Annotated in this window: 13 protein-coding genes; 10 read left to right on the top strand and 3 right to left on the bottom strand. The window is 33.2% G+C overall.

Annotated elements, in window-relative coordinates:
• Window positions 1-438: 438 nt before the first annotated feature.
• On the bottom strand, window positions 439-1,194 hold the full coding sequence (locus tag ACYQ73_RS27835) for a hypothetical protein (RefSeq protein WP_460015418.1): 756 nt from the start codon (window positions 1,192-1,194) through the stop codon (window positions 439-441).
• A gap of 66 nt (window positions 1,195-1,260) precedes the next feature.
• On the opposite strand from ACYQ73_RS27835, the gene ACYQ73_RS27830 reads away from it, so the two are divergent.
• Both ACYQ73_RS27830 and ACYQ73_RS27825 read left to right on the top strand, forming a co-directional pair.
• Complete coding sequence (locus ACYQ73_RS27830; protein WP_460015417.1) at window positions 1,261-1,689, top strand: DUF3997 domain-containing protein; 429 nt, start codon at window positions 1,261-1,263, stop codon at window positions 1,687-1,689.
• A gap of 314 nt (window positions 1,690-2,003) precedes the next feature.
• Window positions 2,004-2,642 carry a hypothetical protein gene (locus ACYQ73_RS27825; protein WP_460015416.1) on the top strand — a complete coding sequence of 213 codons (639 nt, stop codon included), beginning with the start codon at window positions 2,004-2,006 and terminating at the stop codon, window positions 2,640-2,642.
• Window positions 2,643-2,832: 190 nt separating this feature from the next.
• Here the strand turns inward: ACYQ73_RS27825 and ACYQ73_RS27820 are convergent, their stop codons facing one another.
• Together ACYQ73_RS27820 and ACYQ73_RS27815 are read right to left on the bottom strand one after the other, a co-directional pair.
• Window positions 2,833-3,510, bottom strand: coding sequence for a type II toxin-antitoxin system PemK/MazF family toxin (locus ACYQ73_RS27820; protein ID WP_460015415.1), 678 nt, complete (start codon window positions 3,508-3,510; stop codon window positions 2,833-2,835).
• A 278-nt stretch (window positions 3,511-3,788) separates the two neighbouring features.
• On the bottom strand, window positions 3,789-4,403 hold the full coding sequence (locus tag ACYQ73_RS27815; protein WP_460015414.1) for a hypothetical protein: 615 nt from the start codon (window positions 4,401-4,403) through the stop codon (window positions 3,789-3,791).
• A gap of 161 nt (window positions 4,404-4,564) precedes the next feature.
• On the opposite strand from ACYQ73_RS27815, the gene ACYQ73_RS27810 reads away from it, so the two are divergent.
• From ACYQ73_RS27810 to ACYQ73_RS27775, 8 genes are all read left to right on the top strand, one after another.
• The gene (locus ACYQ73_RS27810; RefSeq protein WP_460015413.1) at window positions 4,565-5,098 is read left to right on the top strand and encodes a MerR family transcriptional regulator; all 534 of its coding nucleotides are present in this window, start codon (window positions 4,565-4,567) and stop codon (window positions 5,096-5,098) included.
• A 387-nt stretch (window positions 5,099-5,485) separates the two neighbouring features.
• Entirely contained in the window at window positions 5,486-6,520 is a 1,035-nt protein-coding gene (locus ACYQ73_RS27805; RefSeq protein ID WP_460015412.1) for a hypothetical protein, read from the top strand.
• Between the two features lie 672 nt (window positions 6,521-7,192).
• Complete coding sequence (locus ACYQ73_RS27800) at window positions 7,193-7,342, top strand: hypothetical protein (protein ID WP_460015411.1); 150 nt, start codon at window positions 7,193-7,195, stop codon at window positions 7,340-7,342.
• 463 nt (window positions 7,343-7,805) lie between these two features.
• Window positions 7,806-8,300, top strand: coding sequence for a cell wall hydrolase (locus tag ACYQ73_RS27795; RefSeq protein ID WP_460015410.1), 495 nt, complete (start codon window positions 7,806-7,808; stop codon window positions 8,298-8,300).
• 191 nt (window positions 8,301-8,491) lie between these two features.
• Window positions 8,492-8,662 carry a hypothetical protein gene (locus ACYQ73_RS27790; protein ID WP_460015409.1) on the top strand — a complete coding sequence of 57 codons (171 nt, stop codon included), beginning with the start codon at window positions 8,492-8,494 and terminating at the stop codon, window positions 8,660-8,662.
• A 65-nt stretch (window positions 8,663-8,727) separates the two neighbouring features.
• Window positions 8,728-9,264 (top strand): sigma factor-like helix-turn-helix DNA-binding protein, encoded by a 537-nt coding sequence (locus tag ACYQ73_RS27785; protein ID WP_460015408.1) that lies wholly within the window; start codon window positions 8,728-8,730, stop codon window positions 9,262-9,264.
• A 12-nt stretch (window positions 9,265-9,276) separates the two neighbouring features.
• A complete protein-coding gene (locus ACYQ73_RS27780; RefSeq protein ID WP_323657670.1) occupies window positions 9,277-9,498 on the top strand; it encodes a hypothetical protein in 222 nt (73 codons plus the stop codon).
• A 266-nt stretch (window positions 9,499-9,764) separates the two neighbouring features.
• Window positions 9,765-10,400 (top strand): hypothetical protein, encoded by a 636-nt coding sequence (locus tag ACYQ73_RS27775; RefSeq protein ID WP_460015407.1) that lies wholly within the window; start codon window positions 9,765-9,767, stop codon window positions 10,398-10,400.
• Window positions 10,401-10,613: the final 213 nt, after the last annotated feature.

Here is a 10,613-nt window from a genome sequence, read left to right as displayed (position 1 = left end):
TTGGCTTATCTTTTGATGATAGTTTTATGCAAGATTTTATACATGCTGTAGCTAGTCATTTAACCTAAAAAGGTTGTTACAACAACGATGTATAAAATCTTGCATACATAATCATTCGTGCTTCAACCGAAAAGGCAGTAACGGTAAGGGTTTATCCTTTGTCGTTACTGCCTACTTCAGTTGTTATGTCAACTCGATTTGTATGGGAATGTATAATCAAGGGTGGTCATCCAGAAGGATAATGTTTAGGGGATTACGGGCGACTTGATGAGAAAAAATGTGAGCAGACTTGTAGAAAAGAATAGAAATCCCTAATTGGGGGCGTTTTTGGCAAAAAGTAAAATTTATATTGAAAAACAATAAGAAGTTTTTATAGAATATCAAAAGAGTTTTATTAAAAAAGAAGAGTAACCGAGTTACTCTTCTTTTTTATATTTTTTATAAATCTCCTGCTACAAATATTTTAACATCAAATTCTGAAAGATAGCCTGCTTTTACACCTGCTGCAGCAACATTATTGGCTACAGTAACTTTGAAACCTTTGTAGGTAGCATTATACTTACTCCAAACAAAGTCATATCTATCTCTTATAATTCCTTTATAATGCCATTTTTTAGTTTGAGGATTATAATTTACATCTAAACTGTAATTATAATTATGTAGAGATGTATATAGTTCTCCAGTATTAAATGCAGACGAACCGGAAGTGCTATCCTTGGTTTTTTTCGCCTTTTTCGTTTTAGTTACAAAATCGCTAACTATTTTTTTGAAAGAGCTATCAGCTGATATCAAATTACTTGGTCTACTAAAGGCTTCATATGTAACTGTATCGGTTTGACCGTTGTGAGATTTTGCCATTAATTCTGCTGTGAAAAGGTGACCGTAATCATCTTTTACTATTTTTGTACCTTTGCCCCATGCTACAGTAAATGTCTGTTTAGGATCTACTACTAATATTCTTTGAAATGGACTTCCTTTTTCTTCTTCATTAGTTATTGCATCTTCGTTTTCTACTGGGATAAGTTCTACTTCTGATTCCTCATCCCATTCTACTGAAATAAGTTCTTGTTCTGCTGGAGTATTTTCCTGGACTGTAGGCATTTCTGGTGAATCATTATTCTCATTAGCTAGGGCTGCTGAAGTAGGTAATGATAATAATACAGTAGTACTTAAAGTTAGTAATGTTTTTTTCATGTAATGAATAACCTTCCTTTTTTTGCTATTATTGTAGTTATTAATTTCAGAAAGAGGTTTAAGTAAATGAAAAAGTATAAAAAAACTCTTTTTATATTTGTGATAATTGGATTTTTAGTTGGTTTTTATATGTTGTGGAACACTGTGGTACACAATTTAGGAACACATGCTTCTACCGATGCAGAAATGGAAATAAATGGTAAATACTTATTGAATAGAACTAGTGCCCATTCTTTTAATTTAACTAGTATAGAAGAACAAGTATTTGTTTTAAAACCAACTATTGAAGAGTTTAATTATGATAAGAAATTTATTATTGCTCGTACAACAGATGATAAGTTAAATGTATCTAAAAATAAAAAAAGTGATTATTGGATTATAGATATGAAAACAAATCAAGTATATGGACCAATGAATAAAGAAAATTTCTTTAAGAAAAAAGTGGAATTATCTTTGGAGCTTGATTTGAAAGATACATCCAAATTCTTCAAGTGACTTCTGAATAAAAAGGTAATAAATACTTTATATTACAAAAACTTTCCTTAAAATAACTATTTTTTACAATATAACTTTTTTTGGGTAAAATCAATATTTTTTTGGTAAAAATTGATTATTTAGTTACATTTGGAAAAATTGAATTGCAGATGGTTATGTGTTTGAAAATATAGTAGCTACGTTTTCAGCTGCGTTAGAAAAAGCTGTACAATATGATCTAATAGCGCCAATTCCTTCGGACAAGCGTCCGATAGAGACACCGAAAGTTCCGTGCAGACGGTTATGTGAAAATTGGATGGAGTAAAATCTCGGACATGAGAAACTTGACTAAAGAAGATATCCGAAATGAATTATCTGAAAAATATGAGTATGAAGGAAGATCTTTATCAACTAACTTAGGCACACTCAGCACTTTTTCAAAAGTAATGAAATGCGGGGATGTAGTGTTGATCACTCATGAGAACTTTGTTCATATTGGTTTTGTTGGAGATTATATTCCTACAGAGATTGAAGAAGGAAAATGGGATCACAGAAGGGCTTGTAAATGGAAGGCTATGGTTAAAAAAGATGATCTAAAAGAAGAGGTAAAATCACTGCTTAGAAATATGACTACTGTTACAAAGTTTCCTCATCCTTTTGTAACGTCAGGTATTCCTGAAATATTAGGAATTATGGATTCGCAAGAACAGATAGAAATTATTGAAACCTCTGCAATTGAAGGGACTAAATCAGGCCCTTCAATATTTGAAGAAATAGGCGAAAAGCAAAATCATAGATCTAACGAAGGTATAAATAATACACAACTCTTGCATCGACTTGAATCGTTGGGAGCCACTGCATTAGAAATTTTAGAAGAAGAAATGAATTCCGATGATTCTGAGCGTAGAAGAAAAGCTGCTGTTGATTTACTCAGCATTCTACACAACACTAAGCGTTCTATAGATAACGAATAGAAAGGCTTGAATCATAATAGGAAGCCTAGGATACGATTCTAGGCAGGGCGCCTAAAGAAAGCGAAAAGGACCCGCTAAACGCAGGTCCTTTTCTATCGTTTTATCATAAATGATTTCATATACACAAACATGTCTGTGTATCATAGTATTCGTTTATTAACCATAATTATAACATATTATATGCCATTTTTCAAGGGTTTACCACCGAAATTTTGGTTTCTTCAACCATGATTTCATCAATCTTCATGAATTTACATATTTTATCGGTTAATTCTTTTAAAATCGCCGGTTCTAAATTTATCTTACCAGAAGGTAAAAGGCTTTGAATGTTCTTTATCCGTCGAATATGAACCGATTGGATATGATTGAACATTACGTAACTGTTATTGGAATCTCCAATACCCAAATCTTTTATGCACATCTCTACACCACTATCCTTATAGCTTTGCTTTTGACTGGATAAAGGTACTACTAAAAACATAAAACCTTTTTGGGCTAGTACTACTGAATAATGACCGTGTTCTTCTTTCATGGATTGATCTTTTTGTAAATCGCTAATTTCATCCCCTAGATTAATTCCAAATTGAACAAGTACAATATCCCCTTGCTTGATTTCTCTTGGATGACCTTTTGGTCTAACAGATCTTATTTGTTTTTTTATTTTACCTTCTTCTTCTACGGTTGCCTTGCTTAGTTGTTTTTTTAAATTCACATGCTTCATATTGTTTTTATTTTCTTTTAGTTGTTTTAAACACCAATTTAAATATGATTCAGCATAATTTTCATCGACGTCTAACAATTCTCCCCAAAAAGTTGAGTGTAGTGCTTTTACGCTAGTGTTTTTGGTACTATTTCTTAAATCTGCCATGTTGTTCCTCCATTTCTACTTTAATTATAGATTAATGGTGGAACTATTTTTAGTAGTGTTTCAAATAATTTATAAATCTATCATCATATATAATTTAAATGGAGTAGCGAAAGCTACTCTTTTTTATTTCTGAGAAGTTTTTCCCACCATGATGTTTTGGGTAGCTCTTTGAGCTATCCTTTTCTACTGTTATGTAAAGTCAAATTGTATAGAAATGTATACAATAAATACATGATGTATTACTTATAGTTATTTTTTCACTAAATAAATACACATTTTTATTTATGAATTTGATTGAATTTTTCATAACGTTCGAAAGCTTCTGGGTCATTAATCATTTCATAAAACATAATAGTTTGTTTTGCCTGTAATGTTTCAAGCTCTATTTTTTGTTCAGCGAAAGCTAATTCAATTTCTCTATTTTTTATACTACTTAAAATCCACTCTCTTGCTAACTCCGTTGTTGGTTTTCCAATTGCCTCTTTAAAGTTAAATCCAATCAGTTGCAAAATTTTTAAAGTTTGAGTAGAAATTAAAGAATTGGTTATATCTAAAATTTCTTCAATTTCTTCTGGAGATTTTTGTGGTGAACTTTTTTTGATAACTTTTTCTAAGAGTGGAACTAAATTTTCTGTAATGAAATGAATATCTTCCTCTGAAATAAAATTCATATCTAGTTCTCTTTGCAGTGCAGATACTTGTCTAATCAAATCATTATCTTTTTCAATAAGTTCTGTCAAAATAGCGTCCAACTCTGTAATAATTTCATCTTTATTACCTTTAACTTTTGCTTGTTTGATTCTGTTGGTGATACCTGTTAGAACAGCAGTGGCGCTTTGAGTAACAACAGGTGTGAAAGCACGAATATTTTCAGCGTTCAAGTATTCACTCATTTCTTAATCCCCTTTTAAATTATATTTAAAAAATAACTCTCCCTCTTCCAATCGTAACATACAGTCATAGGATTTGAGAGCAATTGATGTACAAAAGGAAAACGTCCTCTAAATCATGGTATGATGGGTCATAACGATTCTTATAACGGAGGTGTAACACTATGGAGAAAGTTTTCACACCAAAAGAAGTTACTGAACAATTAGAAGTCACTGCTGAAACTCTGAAAAAATATTCGTTACTTTTAGAGAAGAATGGAATGGAAGTATCAAGAAACAATAGAGGTCACAGACAATATGCAGGCGAGAATATCAAAGTCATAAAAGCATTGATCTATTTGAACAAAGAGAAATCCATTAGTCTAGAAGACGCTGCAAGCATGGTAACGTCTAGCGACTTTGACTTTACTATTATGGATAGCAACGTTACAAATCCCAATGTTACAACGTTATCCGGTTCCGTTATCCCGATACAGAACGAGGTGGCTGCAACGGTTCTGAACCAAATTCAATATCTACAGAACGAGCTGAAAGTACGGAATGAGAAGGATGATGAGTTCCAGAAAATCGTTACAGAACGACTTGAGGAGCAGAGAAATTTGATAATCAAACAAGAGGAAGCTTTGGAGAAATTAAACCAACAATTAGAGGCTGAAAGTAAAAAAGGTTTTTGGCAGAAGTTATTCTCCAAGAAATGAATCGAATTTTAAGCGTCATGGCTCTATTCAATAAACTAAAGAAACTAATAGTCAGAGAATATATTTACAAGTTGCTAACTTTAGCGTATGGTAGGAATAACTAAATCGAACGTAAAAAAGCCATTCCACAGTGACTAATAAAGTGTTGGTAGCACTTTATTAATCGCATATCGTATCTCATACATACGATGCACATATCGTGAAATGACTGATTTTTTACTGTTAGATGATACATAGTATCTATATATGTCATTCTAGTATGAATTAGACGACATTTCAACAGTTAATTAAAAGGTCATTCAAGATTATTCCTTAATCTAAAGCGTTTTGCATCGTTAAGAAACACGATGTGAAACGCTTTTTTGCTTCAAAAAAGGAGCAACTACCATGAAAAATAAACTAAAAACTACACCAAACCAAGCAGTCCAAACATTCATTACATACGGCAATCAAAAAGGAGATCGGCAACTCAAAGAAGAGCGCCTGCAGCAACTAGAAGAAGTACTGGCAACCCAAGGGACTTATCCTGGCGCGAAAGTACATAGAGTACTAGAAAAATTGATTTATGATCTTACATACAACGGCATTATCAAAGTAAGCCGAGAGCATTTGAGCAAAAAATTAGAGGTTGGATTAAATACAATCTCTACAGCTTTTAAGTATATGGAGCAATCCAAGCTATTTATCCTGTCTAGAAACAAATCGGGGAAAACAAATAGTGGGTGTCGTGTCATTATTGATGTGCAGCACGTTAATTTTGAAAGTATTTTAAGTGGTATTTACCGTCTAACTGCTTATGAAATTGCAATCTTAAAAGAGGACTTTAAATATCTAAGTAAACATCAAAATAAACATCAGGATTTGGCTCAAAACGCTGTCACACCAACGATAAATGGCTCAAATTCGATTCTTAACTATAATAACCAAATTAAAACAATAAAAGATATAAAGACGTCTACTAAGCAAGCGTCTGATAAGAAAAATAATCTTTATAATCGTTTAAAAGAACTCTATCAAGCCCGTACAGGCTCTTTAGCAGGCTTTAAACCATTTGTAGGTGTTATCTATGGTTCATTGAAAAAAATCAAAGCAGAGGACAAGCTAGGACTGTCTCATGGCCATTTAGAAACGATTCTGTATCAATCATTAGATGCAGCCATTTCAGCGAGCGATCAATACGTTAAAACAAATCGATTAGCCTTATTAAGTGCCATTATTCGTAACAAAATCAACGATTTAACGGTATCAAATTCATCTGCAGCACCAGAAGTAGCTAGAAACGTAGAGCAAGTACCTGCATGGTTTGCGACTCGTCATGAGCCTATAGAAGAAGTGACAGAAGAAGAAAAGGCTTTTTTTGCACAGGAACGTGAAAGAATACTGACCGAGTTAGGTAATATTCATCAAAAGAGGAACGGTTAATACCGAACTTCTAGTTTGCTATGTTTTTTTACTCCTAAAGGCATGGTAAAGATAACAGTTTTTATTCTAGTTTTATGAAAAAATCAAATTATAGGCCATTTACGTTTGGTTTAAGATGGTTAATTTATTTTTCTTTATATTAACTTCATGCTCTAATTTTAAAAGGTTTAAAAAGCTCGTAGGGAGCTTAGAGAGCCGTACCCCTAAAAGAGTTCGTCGAACAAGGGGGGCTTTTCTTCATGCAAGGATCGGGTAGTATTTTTTGTCCTACGGAACGCTGCGCTCAAAAAATCTCCACCCTTTCCTCCTTGCATGAAGAAATTTTGGCGGTGTTGGATTGTCGCCAAGCCGACATACCTAAAACGAGGAACTAAGGATATCGGCTTGCACGTGCCATTGTACCGCCAAAACCGCCAGTGCTTCCGTTCATATTTTTTTCTTTTCCCTTATGGATCGACGCAATGTGGGGTTTAGCCCCCACACGACTAGCCAGCCTCCACCCTAAAACAAGGGGAAAGTCAAAAGAGTCTTAAACAGACACCATGAGAGTAGCATTTTGCTACTCTTTTTTGTTTTGGAAAAAAATGAATTTTAAGGTAAAAAGTATATAAAACCTATTTAGTTTTATAAAGAGGTATGGTATAATAAGAGTATAAAGGAGGTGAAGAAAATATGGCTGAATTTGTGAAAATCCTTGAAACAGTTGTACTTATCGCAACAGCATTCAAAGCTTTCACATCAGGACTAAAAGACATCTACGACATGAAGCAAGGAAAAAAGAAAAAGCGACGCTCTCCCGGGAAGAAGAACCGTCGCAAGTAACCAGGAAGGAGGTTGACGCCTCCTTCTCAATATAATTATAGCACATTAAAAGCAAAGCTAGCTTGAGCTAGCCAGAACCCACTTAAGTGGGTTCTTTTATTAAAAAATAAAAGTATAGAAAAGATTTGAAAGGTTTTCTTTTTTAGAAAGAAGGCAAGCAACGGGATTACCATGGTAATCCCCAAAAACGTTGTTTTTGGCTTGGTAGGAGATTCCTACGACCTTTACAAATATAGCTGCTTATTTTTTAAAAAATAAGCAGCTATATTTGTTGTCGCTTTGCTCGATTATTAAAAACAAGAGGCTAGCTTAAACCCCTCCTATCTACTAAAGCATTAATACCAGCTTTTTTTAATGAAGCCGTCAAGTTACCGTCGAAGAGTGGTTGTTAAATTAAATCCTCCTTTCCCTTTATATAGAGAACGCCACAGAGGCGAATAAAAATTTAATGGAGGTAATATTTATGGCAATTGGTGAACCACTAACTTCAAAATCTCAACTTTACGGACGTGACAGCGTCGATCTATTGGCTAGAACTCTATATGGGGAAACTCGAGGTGATTCCACATCTCGTGTAGGTGTTGCTCATGTCATTCAGAATCGCAAAAACAATAAAACGTATAATGAATTTAAAAATCTCAACACGATTGAAGCTGTAGTACTCGCTCCATATGCTTTCAGTTGCTTTAACGCCAATGATCCGAACTTGGCTCACTGTCTAAAACCTGACACAAGCAGTGCTGTTTGGAAAAACATTGTTAACTTGGCTTCAAACTTAAACGGTTTCTCAAATCCAATCGCTAGTAAGTGTTTCTATAATACTAACAAAAGATTTGCAGAACTAAGTTACACTCAAAACGGAAAATTATACTATAAATTCCCAGGCGGAAGTACGGTTGAGATCCATTCAAAAATCTCGATCGGTGAACATATGTTTTTTGACTATATTGTAAAATAATTACCGACAATGATAGATTTTGTTCGGTTTGTTGCCACAATCCAAAGGAGTGTGGTTGAAAAAGGCAGTAATGACAAAGGTTAATTGTCATTACTGCCTTTCCTAACTTTTTTTTATCTTTAAGGTTGTTTTTTTTTCTATAAAACTCCCTTTATTTACTATAGAAAAAAACTCAGAATCGAGGTGTTAAGATGCAGGAAATAATTCAAGCAATTTCAACAGTAGGCTTCCCGATTGTAGCGTTTCTACTTATTTTTTGGAAATTTGATAAATCACTTGGTTTATTAACAGAGGCAGTAAATAACTATACAAGTGCTGTTCAGTTATTACTACAAAAGGAAAAAGAAAAAGATAATAATTAAGGAAAACATTCTTTTTTTTTGGTATAATAAGAACATACGTTCCTTTTATAAAGGAGGGGTTTTGGATGCAAAATCGCTTATTAGAAACATTTTTGGAAGATGAAAAAATAAGTAAACTTTATTGCAGCTACTTAGAAAATTCAACGCCCGAGAAAAAAGAACTCATCGAAAAACACTTCAAAATTCATGTGAAAAAGATTCAGATATTTAGTTACTTCTCAAAAATCCTCTATTTCGAATCACAGAGATTTGACAAGAAAATCCGAAAAGTTTCTACAAAAAATCCTTTGATTTTGGATAAAGATTTTGATGATAGTAATACAAGCCCTCTTGATTTGATTAAATCAGAAAGAAATGACAACTATTTCGAGAATGTTATTTCCATAGGTTTTAGGAAAATGGAGAATCTCTTTGAAGATAAAACACTTTATAAAATTGTGTCTAATTTGAGTTTAAAACAGAAAGAAATTTTGTATTCAATTTATGTTAAGGGTTTAACTGAAGATGCAGTAGCTACACAGCTAAGTGTTACGAAACAAGCTATTAATAAAACTAAAAATAAAGCATTAAAGAAAATCCGACAAGAATACATACAATTTTAGGAAGTGATGCTGATGAGTGAATTGATTGTTCAAAGATTCGAAGAAGAAGTAATTGAAATGTTGAAACCTAAAATTAAATCTGTTTTGAGACAAACTAATCCGCAAAATCGAGAGGATCTAGAACAAGATCTCATTTTAATGGTGCTAACAGCGATTAAAGAAAAAGATTTTAAGCAGATACCATCCTTTTTTGAACTTATGGAAGAGGAGAAAAATCAAAATTATAAACTTTAGGATCCCTTTGGTAAAAAATATAAGAATAAATTGTTTTAGGCTAACTAAAAGTTAGCCTTTTTTATTTTTATTTTGGGTTGTTTTTAAACTAACTTACTTCCCTTTATATAACATAAGCCAAACTGATCTGAAAGAACGCGAACTTTTTCAGGGAGGCTGAGGTATAAGTTCCCGCGTTAGCTGATAAGGGATACAGTCAGTCTAACGTGGTATCCCGAACCTACCGAAACTACAATAAAAAGCAATATGAGAGGAAGTAGTATACTATGTCACCTAGTAATGAATATGCAAAGCTTGTAAAAATCAAAACCAATAATGTTAGCGATAAAGGATTCAAAGCAAAATTACAATTACCAAACAGTAAAACCTTGACAGGACCATATGATTATATAAATTTCTATTGTGGTCTTGAATCTTATGAATGTGGTATTTCTGTGAAAGACAATAGTGATTGGAAAGAGAATGGCGTATTAAAGTGGCGTGCTTTTGCGAACGGTGAAGGTGGTACAACCTATGGGCCAAAATTCTCTGACGGAGCTACTGTCACGATTTCACTTGAAAAAAATGCTCAGAACAAGATGGAATTCAGAGTAAATGATTCTCTTGTGAAAACTTTCGAAAAACCACTCACTACTGTTCAGAACTCTGCACGGCTAATCCTTGCTGCTTATCAAGCAACAGGGTACACTCCACCACTAAAACCATTTAATGTTAAACATAATCAAGTGAGGGCTTATGAAATGAAATATAAAAATAGCTCAAATAATTGGGTTGCCTTTACATCAGGTAGTAATGTAACGACAGAAGAATGGCCATTAGGGGTAGGAACACCTGACGGAAAAGTGTACAATTTGGATAAGACATCTATTGGTAATGCCGAAGTATATGCATCTTTAAAATAAAAATTTATTATTGAGATGGTTACTAAGTAGATCCCCCAGTTTTTTTAGGGGATCTACTTTTTTTGCAGTAATTTCACCTTTCATTAGGCTTCTTATCCATAAAGTAATTGGCTTATCTTTTGATGATAGTTTTATGCAAGATTTTATACATGCTGTAGCTAGTCATTTAACCTAAAAAGGTTGTTACAACAACGATGTATAAAATCTTGCATA

Source organism: Lysinibacillus sp. CTST325, assembly GCF_054665055.1.
Note: the sequence above shows the minus strand (reverse complement) of the source record. Positions and strands in the feature narration are given on the sequence as shown.

Coding starts and splice junctions, on each gene's coding strand:
- ACYQ73_RS27805 (WP_460015412.1), top strand. CDS start 5,486: ATGAAAAATAAACTAAAAACTACACCAAACCAAGCAGTCCAAACATTC.
- ACYQ73_RS27810 (WP_460015413.1), top strand. CDS start 4,565: ATGGAGAAAGTTTTCACACCAAAAGAAGTTACTGAACAATTAGAAGTC.
- ACYQ73_RS27830 (WP_460015417.1), top strand. CDS start 1,261: ATGAAAAAGTATAAAAAAACTCTTTTTATATTTGTGATAATTGGATTT.
- ACYQ73_RS27820 (WP_460015415.1), bottom strand. CDS start 3,510: ATGGCAGATTTAAGAAATAGTACCAAAAACACTAGCGTAAAAGCACTA.
- ACYQ73_RS27800 (WP_460015411.1), top strand. CDS start 7,193: ATGGCTGAATTTGTGAAAATCCTTGAAACAGTTGTACTTATCGCAACA.
- ACYQ73_RS27795 (WP_460015410.1), top strand. CDS start 7,806: ATGGCAATTGGTGAACCACTAACTTCAAAATCTCAACTTTACGGACGT.
- ACYQ73_RS27835 (WP_460015418.1), bottom strand. CDS start 1,194: ATGAAAAAAACATTACTAACTTTAAGTACTACTGTATTATTATCATTA.
- ACYQ73_RS27785 (WP_460015408.1), top strand. CDS start 8,728: ATGCAAAATCGCTTATTAGAAACATTTTTGGAAGATGAAAAAATAAGT.
- ACYQ73_RS27790 (WP_460015409.1), top strand. CDS start 8,492: ATGCAGGAAATAATTCAAGCAATTTCAACAGTAGGCTTCCCGATTGTA.
- ACYQ73_RS27825 (WP_460015416.1), top strand. CDS start 2,004: ATGAGAAACTTGACTAAAGAAGATATCCGAAATGAATTATCTGAAAAA.
- ACYQ73_RS27780 (WP_323657670.1), top strand. CDS start 9,277: ATGAGTGAATTGATTGTTCAAAGATTCGAAGAAGAAGTAATTGAAATG.
- ACYQ73_RS27815 (WP_460015414.1), bottom strand. CDS start 4,403: ATGAGTGAATACTTGAACGCTGAAAATATTCGTGCTTTCACACCTGTT.
- ACYQ73_RS27775 (WP_460015407.1), top strand. CDS start 9,765: ATGTCACCTAGTAATGAATATGCAAAGCTTGTAAAAATCAAAACCAAT.